At 58.8% G+C, this 17,396-nt stretch carries 13 protein-coding genes; 10 read left to right on the top strand and 3 right to left on the bottom strand.

Features of this window, described 5'->3' with window-relative positions:
• Positions 1 to 284: 284 nt before the first annotated feature.
• The 5 genes from M8014_RS07870 to cydB all read left to right on the top strand — a co-directional run bounded on the left by M8014_RS07870 (position 285) and on the right by cydB (position 4,046).
• Complete coding sequence (locus tag M8014_RS07870) at positions 285 to 449, top strand: con-10 family general stress protein (RefSeq protein ID WP_271267343.1); 165 nt, start codon at positions 285 to 287, stop codon at positions 447 to 449.
• Between the two features lie 92 nt (positions 450 to 541).
• Positions 542 to 1,042, top strand: a complete 501-nt coding sequence (locus tag M8014_RS07865) for a YciE/YciF ferroxidase family protein (RefSeq protein ID WP_271281966.1) — start codon at positions 542 to 544, stop codon at positions 1,040 to 1,042.
• 24 nt (positions 1,043 to 1,066) lie between these two features.
• The gene (locus M8014_RS07860) at positions 1,067 to 1,573 is read left to right on the top strand and encodes a ferritin-like domain-containing protein (RefSeq protein WP_271281965.1); all 507 of its coding nucleotides are present in this window, start codon (positions 1,067 to 1,069) and stop codon (positions 1,571 to 1,573) included.
• A 59-nt stretch (positions 1,574 to 1,632) separates the two neighbouring features.
• Positions 1,633 to 3,036 carry a cytochrome ubiquinol oxidase subunit I gene (locus M8014_RS07855; RefSeq protein ID WP_271281964.1) on the top strand — a complete coding sequence of 468 codons (1,404 nt, stop codon included), beginning with the start codon at positions 1,633 to 1,635 and terminating at the stop codon, positions 3,034 to 3,036.
• Positions 3,036 to 4,046, top strand: a complete 1,011-nt coding sequence (gene cydB, locus M8014_RS07850) for a cytochrome d ubiquinol oxidase subunit II (protein WP_271281963.1) — start codon at positions 3,036 to 3,038, stop codon at positions 4,044 to 4,046. Before M8014_RS07855 ends, cydB begins: the two co-directional genes overlap by 1 nt.
• 8 nt (positions 4,047 to 4,054) lie before the next feature.
• Here cydB and M8014_RS07845 read toward each other — a convergent pair whose 3' ends face one another.
• From M8014_RS07845 to M8014_RS07835, 3 genes are read right to left on the bottom strand one after another with little or no spacing between them, the layout of a single operon-like run.
• Positions 4,055 to 4,579, bottom strand: coding sequence for a 2-oxo-tetronate isomerase (locus M8014_RS07845; RefSeq protein WP_271281962.1), 525 nt, complete (start codon positions 4,577 to 4,579; stop codon positions 4,055 to 4,057).
• The gene (locus tag M8014_RS07840) at positions 4,576 to 5,028 is read right to left on the bottom strand and encodes a DUF421 domain-containing protein (RefSeq protein WP_271281961.1); all 453 of its coding nucleotides are present in this window, start codon (positions 5,026 to 5,028) and stop codon (positions 4,576 to 4,578) included. Before M8014_RS07840 ends, M8014_RS07845 begins: the two co-directional genes overlap by 4 nt.
• A 9-nt stretch (positions 5,029 to 5,037) precedes the next feature.
• Positions 5,038 to 5,550 (bottom strand): hypothetical protein, encoded by a 513-nt coding sequence (locus M8014_RS07835; RefSeq protein WP_271281960.1) that lies wholly within the window; start codon positions 5,548 to 5,550, stop codon positions 5,038 to 5,040.
• Between the two features lie 133 nt (positions 5,551 to 5,683).
• On the opposite strand from M8014_RS07835, the gene M8014_RS07830 reads away from it, so the two are divergent.
• The 5 genes from M8014_RS07830 to M8014_RS07810 all read left to right on the top strand — a co-directional run bounded on the left by M8014_RS07830 (position 5,684) and on the right by M8014_RS07810 (position 17,379).
• The gene (locus M8014_RS07830; protein ID WP_271281959.1) at positions 5,684 to 6,073 is read left to right on the top strand and encodes a YdeI family stress tolerance OB fold protein; all 390 of its coding nucleotides are present in this window, start codon (positions 5,684 to 5,686) and stop codon (positions 6,071 to 6,073) included.
• Positions 6,074 to 6,298: 225 nt separating this feature from the next.
• On the top strand, positions 6,299 to 7,978 hold the full coding sequence (locus M8014_RS07825) for a ShlB/FhaC/HecB family hemolysin secretion/activation protein (RefSeq protein WP_271281958.1): 1,680 nt from the start codon (positions 6,299 to 6,301) through the stop codon (positions 7,976 to 7,978).
• Entirely contained in the window at positions 7,978 to 8,526 is a 549-nt protein-coding gene (locus M8014_RS07820) for a toxin-activating lysine-acyltransferase (RefSeq protein ID WP_271281957.1), read from the top strand. Before M8014_RS07825 ends, M8014_RS07820 begins: the two co-directional genes overlap by 1 nt.
• Positions 8,519 to 16,921, top strand: coding sequence for a two-partner secretion domain-containing protein (locus M8014_RS07815; RefSeq protein ID WP_271281956.1), 8,403 nt, complete (start codon positions 8,519 to 8,521; stop codon positions 16,919 to 16,921). Before M8014_RS07820 ends, M8014_RS07815 begins: the two co-directional genes overlap by 8 nt.
• Positions 16,918 to 17,379, top strand: coding sequence for a hypothetical protein (locus tag M8014_RS07810; protein WP_271281955.1), 462 nt, complete (start codon positions 16,918 to 16,920; stop codon positions 17,377 to 17,379). Before M8014_RS07815 ends, M8014_RS07810 begins: the two co-directional genes overlap by 4 nt.
• The last annotated feature ends 17 nt before the right edge of the window (positions 17,380 to 17,396 follow it).

Raw genomic sequence — 17,396 nt, 5'->3', positions numbered from 1 at the left:
TTTACGTAAAGAACCCCGTCACGCCTGGCGCGCAGCGCTTCACCGAGGCGATGAATAATCGTTTCCCGAACAGTGCATGAAGGTTGTTTGAATACATCATCTTGCACGATATTTATTCAAGGACAAGCGAAGCGCTATTTATCAGGAATGACACTTCATGAAAAAAATTATTGAAGTTACCTCGTTTGACTCTTCAATAATAATGACTAAATTTAAATCTGAACGACAACGGAGATGAATAAACAGATCTCCATACCATAATGGCAACAAAGAGGATTGATAAAATGGCAGACCAACGCGAAAACCGTGATAAAGCCTCTGACACTGGCAAAAAAGGTGGTCAACAAGGCAGCGGCAATTTCAAGAATGATCCGCAGCGCGCTTCTGAAGCAGGTAAAAAAGGTGGTCAGCAAAGCCATGGCGGTGGGAATAAATCTGACAAATCCTAACTCATCTCATTATTAATACCGGCTTTTATAATTGACCAATACTCTGCGGGTCCGTGGACTCGCAGAATTTTTACGTCACTGGAGAAAGTTATATGAATATGAAATCGATTGAAGATGTTTTTATTCATCTGCTATCAGATACCTACAGCGCGGAAAAACAACTGACCCGCGGTCTGGCTAAACTTTCTCGTGAAGCATTCAGCCCCGAACTGAGCGCTGCGTTTAAAGCGCACCTGGAAGAAACCCACGGCCAGATTGAGCGTATCGATCAGCTCGTCGAGAAAACCCCCAACGTCAAACTGAAACGTATGAAATGTGTGGCAATGGAAGGCTTAATCGAAGAAGCCAATGAAGTGATTGAAAGCACCGACAAAAATGAAGTCCGTGACGCCGCCCTGATCGCCGCCGCGCAGAAAGTCGAACACTATGAAATAGCCAGCTACGGCACTCTGGCCACCCTCGCACAACAATTAGGCTATACCCAGGCGGTAAAATTATTAAACGCCACGCTGGAAGAAGAAAAATCCACCGATCTTAAGCTGACCGATTTGGCTGTCGGCAATATTAATCAGAAAGCGGAAAACAAAGCCTGAATTAACCGCAGCGAGGAACAGAGTATGACTCACGTAGAACACTATCATGACTGGCTACGCGATGCCCACGCGATGGAAAAGCAAGCGGAATCCATGCTCGAATCCATGTCCAGCCGTATCGATAATTATCCGGCGTTACGTACCCGCATTGAACAACATCTGACCGAAACCCGACATCAGATAACCGTGCTGGAAGAGATCCTCGATCGCAATAATATTTCCCGCTCGGTCATAAAAGACTCCATGAGTAAAATGGTGGCCTTTGGGCAATCCTTCGGCGGCATGTTCCCCTCGGACGAGATCGTTAAAGGTGCGATTAGCGGCTACGTTTTCGAGAATTTCGAAATAGCCTGTTATACCTCGCTGGTCGCCGCCGCAAAACAGGCGGGGGATACCGCGTCCGTACCGGCCCTTGAAAACATCCTTGCTGAGGAGCAGCGGATGGCAGACTGGCTTCTTGAGCACCTTCCTGACACCACCGAGCAGTTCCTGCTGCGCGCGAATGCCCCGGGCGTGAAAGCCAAAAACTGACGATTGAACCCTCTGAGCCCCGCAGCCGCGGGGCATTTTTGCGAATAGGGGAAGAGGCGATGTTCGAACTCGATGCGTTTCATCTGGCCAGGCTTCAGTTCGCCTTCACCGTCTCGTTCCATATCATCTTCCCGGCTATCACCATCGGCCTTGCCAGCTATCTGGTGGTGCTGGAAGGCATGTGGCTTCGCACCAAAAACGACGTCTGGCGCTCGCTGTATCACTTCTGGCTGAAAATCTTCGCCGTCAACTTCGGCATGGGGGTGGTCTCCGGACTGGTGATGGCCTATCAGTTTGGCACCAACTGGAGCGGCTTTTCCCAGTTTGCCGGGAGCATTACCGGCCCGCTGCTCACCTACGAAGTCTTAACCGCCTTCTTCCTCGAAGCGGGTTTCCTCGGCGTGATGCTGTTTGGCTGGAACAAGGTTGGGCCCGGCCTGCACTTCTTTGCCACCTGCATGGTGGCGCTCGGCACGCTGATGTCCACCTTCTGGATCCTCGCCTCGAACAGCTGGATGCACACCCCGCAGGGCTTCAGTATCCAGGACGGCCAGGTGATCCCCGAGGACTGGTTCGCCATTATCTTTAATCCATCCTTCCCCTACCGCCTGATCCACATGTCCATCGCTGCGTTCCTCAGCAGCGCCCTGTTTGTCGGCGCGTCCGGCGCGTGGCATCTGCTGCGCGGCAACGACACCCCGGCGATCCGCAAAATGTTCTCGATGGCGCTATGGATGGCGCTGCTGGTGGCCCCGATCCAGGCCCTGGTCGGGGATATGCACGGCCTGAATACGCTGGAACATCAGCCCGCGAAAATAGCCGCCATCGAAGGCCACTGGGAGAACCGCCCCGGGGAAGCCACCCCGCTGCTGCTGTTTGGCGTGCCGGATATGGACGAAGAGCGCACCAAGTACGGCCTGGAAATCCCGGCCCTCGGCAGCCTGATCCTCACCCACAGCCTGGACAAACAGGTTCCGGCCCTGAAAGAGTTTCCGAAAGATCAGCGCCCCAATTCGCTGATTGTCTTCTGGTCGTTCCGCCTGATGGTCGGCCTGGGGCTGCTGATGATCCTGATGGGGGCCGTCGGCCTGTGGCTGCGCCATTGTCGCCGCCTTTATCACTCCCGCCCGTTCCACTGGTTCGTCCTGGGCATGGGGCCAGCCGGTCTGGTGGCGATCCTCGCCGGTTGGGTCACCACTGAGGTGGGCCGTCAGCCGTGGGTGGTGTACGGCTACCTGCGCACCATCGACGCGGTATCGCTGCACAGCACCCTGCAGATGAGCATCAGCCTGCTGGCGTTTTTCGTCGTCTACTGCTCGGTATTTGGCGTTGGCTACGTCTACCTGATCCGGCTGATTAAAAAGGGGCCGCAGCCGACCGTCAGCCTCACCTCCCAAACCGACGGTCGGCCCGCGCGCCCGCTCTCGGCTGCTGAACCCGTTGTGGAAGAGGAGAAACGCTAATGGGCGTCGATATCTCGGTTATCTGGTTTGCGATCATCGTTTTCTCCACCCTGATGTACATCATCATGGATGGCTTCGATTTGGGTATCGGCATGCTGTTCTACTTTGAGCGCGATCCGCAGGCGCGGGACGTGATGGTCAACAGCGTGGCCCCGGTGTGGGACGGGAATGAAACCTGGCTGGTGCTGGGGGGCGCCGGGCTGTTTGGTGCGTTCCCGCTGGCCTATGCGGTGATCGTCGACGCCCTTACCATCCCGCTGACGGCGATGCTGATTGGCCTGATCTTTCGCGGCGTGGCGTTCGAGTTTCGTTTTAAAGCCACCCCGTCGCATCGGGCCTTCTGGGATTACGCCTTTGCCGGGGGATCGCTGCTGGCGACCTTCAGCCAGGGGATCGTGGTCGGGGCGATGATTAACGGTTTTGAGGTGGCGAACCGCCGCTTCGCCGGGGGCGCGCTCGACTGGCTGACGCCGTTCAATCTGTTCTGCGGCCTGGGGCTGATGGTGGCCTACACCCTGCTCGCCACCACCTGGCTGATTATGAAAAGCGAAGGCCGCCTGCAAACCCACATGCGCACCCTCACCCGCCATGTGCTGCTGGCGCTGATGGCGGTGATTGCGGTGGTCAGCCTGTGGACGCCGCTGGGTTGGCAGTATGTCGCCGAGCGCTGGTTCTCGCTGCCTAACTTCTTTTACTTCCTGCCGGTGCCGCTGCTGGTGCTGGTGTTCAGCGCCTGGATCTGGCGTCTTACCCGTAACGCCAACAGCCACGCCCTGCCGTTTATTCTGACCTTGGGGCTGATCTTCCTCGGGTTCAGCGGGCTGGGCATCAGCCTGTGGCCGAACATTATCCCGCCGGCTATCTCCCTGTGGGATGCAGCCGCTCCGCCGTCCAGCCAGCTGTTTATGCTGGTCGGCACCCTGCTGATTATCCCGGTGATCCTGGTCTACACCGCCTGGAGCTACTACGTGTTTCGCGGCAAGGTCACCGACACGGAGGGCTATCACTGATCCCCTCGCTAATGCAGCTGCTTTTTCCACTGCGGTATGCGCCTGATGACCTCTGTCAGGGCATAGCGCACCGCTTTTTCAATCACGTCATCGCACTCACCGGTAAAGTGCTGCACCGCGGCGCGCACTTCCCCGTGAAAGCTCCACGCAAACCACACCGTGCCCGCGGGCGTGCCGTCATCCCCGCCGTCCGGCCCGGCGTAGCCACTAATGGCGACGGCAATATCCACCTCGGCGACGCGCAGTGCCCCCTGAGCCATCTCGCACACCGTCTGCTCGCTGACGGCGCTGTATTTCTCTAAGGTTTCTGGCTTCACCCCCAGCACCTTCTGTTTGGCCTCATCGGTGAAGGTGACTAACCCCACGCCATAGAAGTCGGCGGTGTCCTCCTCGGCACACAGGGCCGACGCCAGCTTGCCGCCGGTGCAGGACTCGGCGGTGGTCAGTCGCCACCCCAGTTCACTTAACACATACGCCACCTGCCTGGTCAGCTCGGCGGCGGTTTTGGCCTCGTTCCAGATATTGGCTGTCATGATTCACTCTCTTCCGGAATAATAGAAATATGACCATTGCATTCAAGGATCGCGTATTTAATTTTCGCCAGCTGATAGATGCCGTGATTTTGCCGGGCGGAGACCATCACGTCGTCGCAGGAGACGTTAACCTGCTTTAACTTCTCCTCCTGCGGTTTGCCGTGGGCCACCAGAATAACCGGCGAGCCATCGAGTAACGATTCGGCCCGGGAGGAGTATTTCTTCAGATAGCCAAACAGCATATCCACCACCACCAGCGTCACGATGGTCAGCATCGCGCCGGTTATCGAGAAATCATTCCCCAGCAGCGCCTGCTGGGTGGCCTCGCTAATAATCAGCAGCAGGATCAGGTCAAAGCTGGTCATTTGTAACAGCGCCCGCCGCCCGGCAATTTTAAAAACCACCAGCAGGATCAGATAGACAGCGACGGCGCGAAAGATCATATCCATCGTATCCTCCTAAGGATAGATAAACTGCCAGAACGACATTTCCGGCGCGTTATTGACGTGCAGAGTGGTCACGGCTTTTCCGGGCTGGTCCGGCGCAGTATAAATCCATACCGAAAAATCCCCTTTTTGCCCAGCGGGATGATAAACCAATATTAATTTCTGCCCCTGGCTGTACATATTATCCGGCTGCGGCCAGATAGCGCTGGTTTCAAAGCTGTCCATATATTCACCACCAAGCACCAGAGTGGTATTTTCTCCAGGCTCGCGGGCCACCGTGATTTTTAATTGCAGTTGATTTTGCAGCCGCCCGAAGCGTTGATAGTCTATTTTAACTGTCTTATTTTCAGTGGATTGACTGGCGTGGCTGAAATAGCCCACCGAAAATACGCCCGACAGCGCGGCGGCAATGATGAGGAGCAGAAAAACAAGACCACAACGGCGGAAGGCGGACTCCAGCGCAATAGCGAAGCGGCTCTCATCTACCCCGGGCAATTTATCGGGATTGCCATGTCCATTCGCCATATTTCGCCCTACCGCCTCGTTAATTAACATTATGATTTTTAGTCATAATTCTCTTTAAGACAGTTCTTGTTTGCAAAGGTAAAAATAGCAACCAGACTTAATCTGTCAAGCCACTACTCACTCAGGAGGCAGTATGAAATTATCCGTTGCGCCGCTGTTTTGTTGTCTGTTAATCCCAACGGCCTGGGCCGATGATAATGGCGGACTGAAAAAAGACACCGCTCCGCCTCCACCGCATGCGCTGGATGAAGGTTATCGGGGTACCGAAGACGCCAGAATAATGACCGTCGAGCAGGCAAAAGAAATGCACGACGGGGCCACCATTTCATTACGCGGTAATTTAATTGATGGTTCCGGAGATAAATATGTCTTCCGCGATAAAACCGGAAAAATAGATACTATTATTCCACAGTCTGTTTTTGATGGCAGAACGGTTAAACCGGATAATATGATCAGCATTAACGGCAGTCTGGATAAAAAATCCACCCCGCCGGTGGTGCGCGTCGATCGCATTCAGAAATAACCCGGCAATAATTTCACTTAAGTTTCGCGTGGATATTCCTGAGCATCCACGTGAAACCACCAATATATCCTTCACCTCATCAAAAACCTACCAGATTTAAGGAGTCCTAAACTCGGATAATTCCGGGCTTTAGGATTAATCCCCCTTTCATTCCCCCCGTAATAAATAAACAATTTTACACAAATTCACACTGCAACTTATTTGCTTACACGGCACGGATCCTTGATGAACGCCCGATACCCTATCGCCATAATAATAACGACAGCCGCTGGCCTGCCTTTACTGTTCTCTGCCCACGCAGCGGAGCCGGATAATCAATTTATAATTCAGCAGCAGCGTCAAAGAGCCTTAGAGCAGCAATTAACCCCGCCAGTGCCCGATGTGCGGCTTTCTGAGCCGTCATCAGGCTTTGGCAAAATTGCCTTCCCGACGGAAACCCCCTGCTTCCCGATTAACCGCGTCGAACTGAGCGGCCAGCAGGCCCTGCCCCACTGGCTGCCGCTGCAGCGAATTGCCGACCAGGCCCAGGGGCGCTGCTTGGGCGGCAAAGGGATCAATCTGCTGATGAGCACCCTGCAGAACCGGATCGTCGATCACGGCTGGATCACCACCCGCGTGCTGGCCCCGTCGCAGGATCTGAAAAGCGGCACCCTGAAACTGGCCATCGTGCCGGGGGCGATCCGCCACGTGATGCTGACCAAAGAGAGCGACGACTATATCCAGCTGTACAGCGCCTTCCCGGCACACGAAGGGGAGCTGCTGGATCTGCGCGATATTGAACAAGGGCTGGAAAACCTACAGCGCCTGCCGACGGTAGAAGCCAACATGGAGCTGGTGCCAGGGGAAAATCCGGGTGAGAGCGATGTGGCGATCGTCCGTAAGCAGAGCAAAATGTGGCGTGTCGGCCTGTCGCTGGACGACGCCGGGACCGAAACCACCGGGCGCTATCAGGGCGGCGTCACCCTGTCGCTGGATAACCCCTTCTCGCTGAGCGATCTGCTGTATGTCTCCGCCAGCCACGATCTGAACGATAAAAGCGGCAAGGGCAGCAAAAACTACACCGCCCACTACTCGGTGCCGTTCGGATACTGGATGCTGGGCATCACCGGCAGCGACTACGACTACCACCAGACCGTCGCCGGTTTGAACGAAGATTATCGCTACAGCGGCAAAAGCAAAAACCTCGATATTCAGCTCAGCCGCGTGCTGCACCGCAACGGCTCACAAAAAACCACCCTCACCTACGACGTCCTGGCGCGGGAAACCCGCAACTTTATCGACGACACGGAGGTGGGCGTTCAGCGTCGGCAGACCGCAGGCTGGCGCGTCGGGCTGGAGCATCGCCACTACATCGGCCAGGCAACGCTTGACGCGGGTATCAGCTATCAGCGCGGCACCCGCTGGTTTGGCGCGCAGCCTGCCCCGGAAGAGTACTGGGGCGATGCCACTGCGCTGGGCAAAATCACCCTGCTGAGCACCCAGCTCGATCTGCCGTTTGCCATCGGCACGCAAAACTTCCGCTACAACGTGCAGTACCTGCGCCAGATAAGCAACACCCCGCTCACCCCGCAGGATCAGTTCGCCATCGGCAACCGCTGGACGGTGCGCGGCTTTGACGGCGAGCGCACCCTCAGCGCCAGCCACGGCTGGTACGTGCGTAACGATCTGGCCTGGCGCACGCCCCTGCCGAATCAGGAGTTCTATCTGGGTGCCGACTACGGCGAAGTGGGCGGCTACAGCTCGGATCTGCAGGTCGGTAAACATCTGGCGGGCGGCGTGGCGGGCCTGCGCGGCAACGCCTTTAACACCGGCTACGACCTGTTCGCCGGGACGCCGTTCTCGAAGCCGGACGGCTTTGCCACCAGCGATCTGACGCTCGGCTTTAACCTCAACTGGAGCTGGTGATGCGCGTCGGAAATCTGGAGATCAAAGCCCCGCTGATCCTCGGCGGTGAAGAGAGTGAAGCCGAGGTGCTGGGTGCCACCGTCTGGCTGTGGATGCACTCCCCGATGCACCGGGATGCCCCGCTGCATGCCCTGCCAACGCTGCTGCTGCCGATCATTAAGCGCCGTCAGTACGTGCTGGTGGTTGAAAACGACCGCCCGGTCTTTTTCCTCAGCTGGGCCTGGCTGAATGAGGAATCGGAAGCCCGCTTTCTCACCCGCCCGTCCATTGAGATGCCAGAGGCAGACTGGGACAGTGGGGATCGGATCTGGTTCTGCGACTGGATCGCCCCGTTCGGCCACACCGCCGAAATGTCGGCCCTGCTGCGTCGGGATATCTTCCCCGACCATATCTGCCGCGCGCTCTGGCATCGGGGCGCCGAGCGTGGCAAGCGCGTGATGCTGTTCCACGGCAACCACGTCAGCCGCCAACACGCCAGAGCCTGGCAACAGAACCACCCGCTCGCCGTAAACCTGCCGGAAGCGTTTAAAGGAACGAACCATGAATAAGAACCTGTACCGAATTGTCTTTAACAAAGCGCGCGGCATGCTGATGGTGGTGGCGGATATCGCCCGCTCCGGCCGCGCCGGTTCGTCCCGTTCTTCCGGTATCAGCCAGACCCACAGCCGTCTTATTGGCAAAGTAAGCGCCCTCAGCTTTAGCCTGTGGCTGGCGATGGGGGCGGTACACACGGCGCAGGCCAACATCGTTGCCGACGCCGGTGCACCTAAAAACCAGCAGCCGACGGTGATCAACAGTGCCAACGGTACGCCGCAGGTCAATATCCAGACCCCGTCTAACGCCGGGGTGTCGCGCAACAACTACACCCAGTTCGACGTGGATAACAAAGGGGTGATCCTTAACAACGCCCACAACAACGTGCAGACCAACCTTGGCGGCATGGTGGCAGGCAACCCGTGGCTCGCCAGGGGTGAAGCCAAAGTAATCCTCAACGAGGTCAGCTCCCGGGATCCGAGCAAGCTCAACGGCATGATCGAAGTTGCCGGTAAAAAAGCGCAGGTGGTGATCGCCAACCCGTCGGGCATTACCTGTAGCGGCTGCGGCTTTATCAACGCCAACCGCGCCACGCTCACCACCGGCCAGGCGCAGATGAAAGACGGCAACCTCACCGGCTTTAACGTCGAGCGCGGGGAAGTGGTGGTCGAGGGTGCCGGGATGGACACCTCCGGCGCGGATTACACCGACATTATCGCCCGCTCGGTAAAGGTCAACGCCGGACTGTGGGCCAACGATCTGAAGATTACCACCGGACGTAACCAGGTGGATGCCGCCCACGAGAGTATCGAAAAAGGCAGCGACGATCCGGCCACCCGCCCACAGATGGCGGTAGACGTGGCCAGCCTCGGGGGCATGTACGCAGGCAAAATCCGCATGGTGGGCACCGAGCGCGGCGTCGGCGTGCGTAACGCAGGCGCCATCGGCGCCCAGGCAGGCAGCGTCACGATCTCAGCCGACGGACGCATCGAAAACAGCGGCACCGTCCGGGCCAGCGACGCTGCCCGCCTGCAAACCGCAGGCGAGATGAACAACAGCGGGGCGATCACCGCCGCCAGCCACGTCCGGGTGAACGCAGGAAGCCTCACCGCCAGTAAAGCGAGCGTGCTGGCCGCCGGGGTGACAAACGACGGCAGGCTTGCCGAGGCGGGCGATCTGGAACTCAGCACCCGCGGCCAGCTCAGCGCCCACGGGCAAACGCTGGCGGGCGGCAATCTCAGCGCCAGCGGCCAGGGGGTGGACGTCAGCGGCAGCCAGACCCAGGGTAAACGTGTCCTGCTGGACGGCGGCGCGGGGGATGTAACCACCGCCAGCGCGAAGGTGAACGCCAGCGAACTGACTGTCCGTAGCGGTAAATTACTCAATAACAACGGCGGCACGCTGGGCGCGGAGGCGATTAACCTCAGCGCTCACGACCTCAGTAACCAGCAAGGCAACATCGTCCAGCGCGGCAGCGGCGCGCTGGCGGTAAACCTGCCGGGCAACATCGATAACCGGCAGGGGCAGATTGGCGCGGCGAACGGCGTCCAGCTCAAGGCGGGTGCCATTGATAACAGCGACGGGCAGATCGTGGCGGTCGCGGGCAACACCCGGCTTGAGGCGGGTACGCTGGATAACGCCCGGGGGCTGATATCTGCCGCCGCGGGCGACGGTGAGATCGTCAGCCAGCAGGCCGTGAACAACGCTAAAGGCCGCATTGAGGCGGCAAAAACCCAGCGCATCGGTGCGGCTAACCTCAACAACCAGCAGGGGGTGATTGTTGCCGACGGCGCGACGCTGGCGCTAAACGGCGAGTTTGATAACCGCTCCGGCTCCCTGCTCTCTCTGGGTTCGCTGGAGGTGGCGAGCGGCGGGCTCAATAACCAGAGCGGCTTCCTCGCAAGCGACGGCGATTTTAGCCTCAATGCCCGCGATATCGACAACACCGACGGCCAGATCGGCGCCAACCAGCGCCTGACTGCCGGGTTCGCCACGCTGACCAACAACGACGGTGCGCTGAAATCGGTCGGGGAGATGACCCTGACCGGCGGCCTGCTGGATAACCGCCACGGCACCACCTTATCCGCCGACAGCCTTGCGTTTTCCGGTGAGCAGCTCAACAACAGCGCCGGGACACTGGCGGCGGCAGAGGATCTGTCGCTCACCGCCGCCACCGGGCTGAATAACCAGAGCGGCCTGCTGCAGGGCAGCGGCGTGAACATCACCACCGGCACGCTGGATAACCGCGCGGGCGGGCGCATCACCGGCGAGGCCGATACCGCCCTGCATACCGCTTACCTGCAAAACGGCGGCGGGCAGATCCAGTCGGTGGGCGATCTGCTCCTCGACAGCGCCCAGGGGGCGGTGAATAACGTCTCGGGACTGATCCGCAGCGGCAAAAGCGTAACCCTCACCGCCCTGAGCTTTGTTAACCAGAACACCCTCGGTGAAAATCAGGGCCTGGAGGCGCAGAGCCTGGCGCTCACTACCGGCTCGCTGGATAACCAGAGCGGCAGCATCCTGACAAATAACGCCCTGAGCATCGAAAACCGTGGCGTGCTGAACAACCGCGCGGGCGCGCTGGCCTCGGCCGGGAGCGTCGATCTTCGCGGTAACGGGCTTGCCCTTCTCAACGCCGGGGGCGTCGTCAAAGCGGGCGAAACCCTAAGCGTGCAGGCCAATAGCCTGGATGCCAGCGGTCAGCTGCTGTCGCTGGGGGATATGGATTTACATAGCGTCAGCGGCGTAACCAACAGCGGCACCACTATTGCCAACGGCAATCTGACTTTCACCACCGGGGGCGACCTGGCCAACAGCGGCACGCTGATGGCAGGCAGCGCCCTCAACGTGCAGAGCGCAAATCTGAATAATCTCGCCAGCGGCGAGATCAATGCCGGCAGCACCACCCTGAACAGCACCGGGACGGTACACAATACCGGCCTGATCGACGGGATCATCACCCGCATCAATGCCAACACCCTCACCAACATTGGCACGGGTCGGATCTACGGCGATGCGGTGGGCGTAAACACTCTCACCTTTAATAACCTCGCCGAAAACGGCACCGCGGCGACGCTCGCCGGGCGCGAGCAGGTTAATCTTGGTGTGCAGACGCTGAACAACCGCGACCACGGTCTGATCTACAGCGCAGGCAGCATGAGCATTGGCGGCGCGCTGGACGACAGCGGGGCCGTCATTGGCCGCGCGGGAACCATCAACAACCACAGCGCCACCATTGAGTCTGCCGGGGACATGGCCATTGCCGCCGGGCAGATCAACAACATTAACGACCACTTCGCCACCGAGGTGGTGCGCGTCTCTGAAGAACAGCTCACCGACTACCAGCACTCCGGCTCGACCAACCGCTGGAGCTCAACCGACAATGGCGTATGGGTCGATCGTAACTCTGCCGACGGGCTCAAAAACCTCAACACGCCGGATAAAACCGGCCACGGCAACGATAACTTCAACCAGTACGACTACACCCGCACGATTGACGAAACGCGGATCAAAGAGAGCGACCCGGCGAAGATCCTCGCCGGGGGCAACCTGCTGCTGACGGGCGATAAGCTGTTTAACGACAACAGCCAGGTGATTGCGGGCGGCACGCTGGCGATTGACCGGCTGAAAAGCGTGCAGAACGACGACGTTCCGGGCAAGCGCTACACCACTGATGACGGGACCGTCACCCACTACTATCGTATTCGCCACAAAGGCGACGATGAGCAGGGCCGCAGCCGCACCGCCTATACGCCGCCGACCGTTATCCAGAGCATTGCCCTGAAGCCGGGCCAGCTGGTGAGTAACGGCAGCGTCGAGGGCAGCAATCTCAACATTACCCCGCTGGTGCTGGCAGGCACGGATGTGGCGATCGGTCAGGCCGCAGGCGTAAAACCCGCGCCGCAGCAGACCGTCTCGCCGGGCGAGCCGGTGACTCCGCCTGCCGGACAGCAGTTTGAAGTCACTCCTGCCGAAGGTGCGATCCGCATTATCGGCCCCAACACCACCCTGCCGGATAACAGCCTGTTCAAGGTGAACCCGTCGGCCACTGTGCCGTATCTGGTCGAAACCGATCCGCGCTTTACCAACGAGCGCCAGTGGCTCGGCAGCGACTATATGCAGAACGCCTTCAGCGCGAATGGCGACAATACGCAAAAACGCCTCGGGGATGGTTACTACGAGCAGCGCTTGATCCGCGAGCAGGTGATTGGCATTACCGGCCAGCGCTACCTGGACGGCTACAGCAACGACGAAGAGCAGTACAAAGCGCTGATGGACCAGGGCATCACCTTCGGCAAACAGTACGATCTGAAGATCGGCGTGGCGCTGACGCCCGCGCAGATGGCGCTCCTGACCGGGGACATCGTCTGGCTGGTGAACACCCGCGTGAAGATGCCGGACGGCTCGATGGAGAACGTGCTGGTGCCGCAGGTGTACGCCAAGGTGAAACCGGGGGATATCGACGGCTCCGGGGCGCTGATTGCCGGGAACAACGTCTCAATCAAGCTCAACGGCGACCTGTTTAACCAGGGCACCCTTGCCGGGCGCAAAGTGCTGCAGCTGGATGCCGACAACATCACCAACCAGACCGGCACGATGCAGGCCGCAGACGTGAGCCTGAACGCACGCACCGATATCAACAACGTCGGCGGCGCGATCGTCGGCGACAGTAGCGTGCTGGCCAGCGCCGGGCGCGACATTACCCTCACCACCACCACCGTCAGCGCCGACAGCGTCAACGGCGAGAACCGCTTCGCCCGCACCACCATTGACAGCGTCTCGGGCATTTACGTGCAGGGCGACGACGGCAAACTGGCCCTGCAGTCCGGGCGCGATATCACCCTGACCGGGGCGCAGGTGATCGCCAGCGGCGAGAACGGCAAAGCGCAGCTGGTGGCCGGACGGGATATGACCCTCAACACCGTGACCACCGCCAGCCGCGATAACCTGGTGTGGGATGCCGACAACAGCCTGAAACAGGGCGAGACGCGCAGCGTCGGCAGCGAAGTGACCGGCACCGGTGACGTCACCCTGGCGGCAGGTAATGACCTTAACGCTCGCGCCGCCGCCCTCTCCGCCGGACAGGCGCTGAACCTCAGCGCCGGGAATAACCTGACTCTGACCGCAGGTGAAAACAGTCAGGATCTGGATGAACGGCATAAAGTGGTCGGCGGTAACGGCTGGCTGTCGAAAACCACCACCACCACCCACGACCAGATCGCCCGTCAGACGGTGCAGAGCAGCGAGCTAAATGGCGATACCGTTAACCTTACCGCTGGAAACGATCTGACCGTGCGCGGCAGCAACGTGGCGGGCACAGGCGATGTCGCCCTGCTGGCGGGCAACAATCTGACCGTCGATACCCAGGGCGAGCGCAATACTGAGCTGCACCAGAAGCAGGAGAAAAAATCAGGGCTGTTAAGCTCGGGCGGGATCGGCTTTAGCGTCGGGACCCAAAGCGTCAAAACCACCGATACCGGCGCGGACGCCACTCAGGCAGGCAGCACCGTCGGCAGCGTCGACGGCGATCTGACCCTGCGCGCCGGGGATCGCCTGACGGTCAGCGGCTCGGATCTGGTGGCCGGTCAGGATATGACCCTCAGCGGCAAAAACGTCGACATCACGGCAGTGAACAACCGCAGCCAGCAAACCCACGAGGTGGAACAGAAAACCTCCGGGCTGACCCTGGCGCTCTCCGGCACCGTCGGCAGCGCCCTGAACAGCGCCGTCGAGGCCTCCCAGCAGGCCAAATCCTCCGGCAGCGGCCGTCTGCAGGCGCTGCAGGGGGTGAAGGCTGCGCTCTCCGGGGTGCAGGCCGCCCAGGCCGCGCGGATGGATCAGGCCCAGGGGGCGGACGCGGGCAACACCAACACCGTCGGCATTAGCCTCTCTTACGGCAGCCAGTCGTCGAAATCGACCCAGACCAGCGAGCAGAATATCGCTCAGGGCAGCACCCTCAACGCCGGGCGTGACCTCAGCGTTACCGCCACCGGCAGCGGCGAGAGAGGTACGGACGGGGATCTGACCGTCGAAGGCAGCCAGCTTAAAGCGGGCAACGATATAACGCTTGCCGCCAACCGCGATCTGTACCTGCGATCGGCGCAAAACACCCAGCTGCTGGACGGTAAAAACGACAGCAAGGGCGGTAGCGTCGGGGTCGGGATTGGCGTCGGCTCCGGCGGCTTTGGCCTTAATATCTCTGCCAGCATCAACCGGGGCAAAGGCAGCGAGAGCGGCAACGGCACCACCCACAGCGAAACCACCGTCGACGCGGGCCGTCAGGTGACGCTGCTGACCGGACGCGATGCCACCCTGACCGGGGCGCAGGTGAGCGGTGAAACGGTGAAAGCGGACATTGGCCGCAACCTGACGCTCACTTCCGAACAGGACAGCGATCGCTACGATTCAAAACAGCAGAATGCCAGCGCGGGAGGCAGCTTCAGCATCGGTTCCATGACCGGCTCGGCCAGCATTAACCTCAGCCGCGACAAGATGCACAGCAACTACGACTCGGTGGTGGAACAGACCGGGATCTTCGCGGGTAAAGGCGGGTATGACGTCACCGTGGGCGAGCATACCCAGCTCAACGGAGCGGTGATTGGCTCTACGGCGACCGCTGATAAAAACCGTCTCGAGACCGGCACCCTTGGCTTCAGCAATATCGAAAACCGCGCCGATTTCGAAGTGGAACACCAAAGCGTGGGGATGAGCACCGGGGGCAGCATCGGCAGCCAGTTTGCCGGTAACATGGCCAACGGCCTGCTGGTAGGGGCGAATCGCGAGGGACACGACAGCAGCACCACCCACGCCGCAGTCTCGGACGGGACCCTGATTATCCGCGACCCGAATCGTCAGGTTCAGGATGTCAACCAGCTCAGCCGCGACGTGGAGCACGCCAACCAGACGCTCTCCCCTATCTTCGACAAAGAGAAAGAGCAGGAGCGCCTGCAGCAGGCCCAGCTGATTGGCGAGATTGGCAATCAGGTGGCCGATATTGCCCGCACCGAGGGCAACATCCGCGCCACCCATGCGGCAAAAGAGAAGCTCAACAACGTTAACGCCCAGGATTTACAGGAGGCGAAAGCCGCGTGGGAAAAAGCCAACCCAGGCAAAACCGCGACCCTGAACGACATTAACGGCCAGATCTATCAGACGGCCTATAACGATGCGCTCAACGCCTCGGGCTTTGGCACCGGAGGCCAGTATCAGCAGGCGATTCAGGCGGCGACGGCGGCAGTTCAGGGCCTGGCCGGGAGCGATCTCAGCGCCGCCCTTGCGGGCGGGGCCGCGCCGTACATTGCCGAAGTGATTGGTCACCACAGTGGGTTGAACGACGCAGGCAAAGTCGCCGCCCACGCGGTTGTCAACGCCGCACTGGCCGCCGCCCAGGGGCAAAACGCGCTGGCGGGTGCCGCCGGTGCCGCCTCGGGCGAGCTGGTGGGGATGATCGCTACCGAGATGTACGGTAAATCGGCCGACGAGCTGGACGAAACGCAGAAGCAGACGGTTTCTGCGCTGGCGACGCTGGCGGCGGGGCTTTCCGGCGGACTGGTGGGCGACAGCGCAGCATCCACGGTTGCCGGGGCGCAGGCGGGTAAGACCACGGTTGAGAATAACTCCCTTGGCGACATCGCCGCGGCTCTGGCGCAGGGTAAAACCACCGAGCAGGTGGCCGAAGAGCAGGTGAAGGCCGAAAATGAACGCTACCAGCGCGAAAACTGTGCCGGGATGAGTGCCGAAGCCTGCTCGGTTAAAATGTACACCGAGCGTCGGGAAGCGCTGAAAGATGCCGCTTTATTTGGGGTGGATTTTGTACCCATCGTCGGCGATATCAAAGGATTTGCGGAAGCGCACAGTGCGCTTGATTATCTGGCTGCGACGATAGGCATCATTCCTGGCGCAGGAGATGTAGCGGGCAAAGCGATAAAAGGGGCTGAGAAAGCCTTAAAAGCTGGCGATCTTGAAACCGCATCTAAGCTGATTAAACAAGCCAGTACTGAAGTACAAAAAGTTAAGGCTCTGGATGTAGGATCATTCCAGGAGCTTAAAAAAGGTGCAGTGGTGGGCGATAACTTAGAACATGACCATATCCCCTCTTTTGCTGCGCTGAAAAAAGCGAAAGAAATCGAAATTGGACGCCCGTTAACTGAGGCTGAAAGTAGAAAACTTTATCAGAATGCAACTGCAGTAGAAGTGCCTAAGGATGTGCATCAGGCGGGGCCGACCTATGGCGGGAAAAACACAGCGGCACAGATAGAAAAAGATGCTCTGGATCTCTGCAGCGCTGTATGCCGCGATATCACCTCTCTAAGAACCAACCTGGTTGAGCGTGGTTATGATCCAAAACTTGTTGATGATACAATACAAAAAATTATTGACAGAAATCGCCAGACGGGGGTTATAAAATGACAGTGGAATGGGTAAGCTTTATACATGTTCTGGGTAAACACGAACATTCTGTTGACGTTATTAATCTTTGTCAGGCAATCGGTGAATCCCCGGATATATCAGCTGATCCTGGCGAATATAACGATCCTGATGGAAAAACGAAGTATTATAAATTTTATCAGTCTGGTATCGAGATGGGGTTTCGTAAAGACTGCCTGAATCATATTCATTTTTACTTTGGCAATGAGGATGGATATTCACCGTTTGCAGGCAACTTTGTCCCTGGGATTAAAGCGGGTATGGACAGAGTGTCAGTAGCAAATTTACTTGGACAGCCGACGCTGAGCGGAGAAGGTAAATCCGATATGCTTCTTGGGTATATCAATGGGTGGTTAAAATACGAAAATGTTAACTACGCAATACACCTTCAGTTCGAGAAAAACAATAAACTGTGTCATGCAACGCTGATTAAGAAATAGATAACCGTTGCTATCCA

The organism is Silvania hatchlandensis (assembly GCF_025564065.1).
Classification (GTDB): Bacteria; Pseudomonadota; Gammaproteobacteria; order Enterobacterales; family Enterobacteriaceae; genus Enterobacter; species Enterobacter hatchlandensis.
The sequence above is the reverse complement of the archived record's forward strand: the minus strand, read 5'-3'. Positions and strand labels throughout refer to the sequence as shown.

Bases quoted from the DNA above. Each gene is read 5' to 3' on its own strand.
- M8014_RS07825 (WP_271281958.1), top strand. From the start codon at position 6,299: ATGAACGCCCGATACCCTATCGCCATAATAATAACGACAGCCGCTGGC.
- M8014_RS07845 (WP_271281962.1), bottom strand. From the start codon at position 4,579: ATGACAGCCAATATCTGGAACGAGGCCAAAACCGCCGCCGAGCTGACC.
- M8014_RS07855 (WP_271281964.1), top strand. From the start codon at position 1,633: ATGTTCGAACTCGATGCGTTTCATCTGGCCAGGCTTCAGTTCGCCTTC.
- M8014_RS07870 (WP_271267343.1), top strand. From the start codon at position 285: ATGGCAGACCAACGCGAAAACCGTGATAAAGCCTCTGACACTGGCAAA.
- cydB (WP_271281963.1), top strand. From the start codon at position 3,036: ATGGGCGTCGATATCTCGGTTATCTGGTTTGCGATCATCGTTTTCTCC.
- M8014_RS07830 (WP_271281959.1), top strand. From the start codon at position 5,684: ATGAAATTATCCGTTGCGCCGCTGTTTTGTTGTCTGTTAATCCCAACG.
- M8014_RS07820 (WP_271281957.1), top strand. From the start codon at position 7,978: ATGCGCGTCGGAAATCTGGAGATCAAAGCCCCGCTGATCCTCGGCGGT.
- M8014_RS07815 (WP_271281956.1), top strand. From the start codon at position 8,519: ATGAATAAGAACCTGTACCGAATTGTCTTTAACAAAGCGCGCGGCATG.
- M8014_RS07860 (WP_271281965.1), top strand. From the start codon at position 1,067: ATGACTCACGTAGAACACTATCATGACTGGCTACGCGATGCCCACGCG.
- M8014_RS07865 (WP_271281966.1), top strand. From the start codon at position 542: ATGAATATGAAATCGATTGAAGATGTTTTTATTCATCTGCTATCAGAT.
- M8014_RS07835 (WP_271281960.1), bottom strand. From the start codon at position 5,550: ATGGCGAATGGACATGGCAATCCCGATAAATTGCCCGGGGTAGATGAG.
- M8014_RS07810 (WP_271281955.1), top strand. From the start codon at position 16,918: ATGACAGTGGAATGGGTAAGCTTTATACATGTTCTGGGTAAACACGAA.
- M8014_RS07840 (WP_271281961.1), bottom strand. From the start codon at position 5,028: ATGGATATGATCTTTCGCGCCGTCGCTGTCTATCTGATCCTGCTGGTG.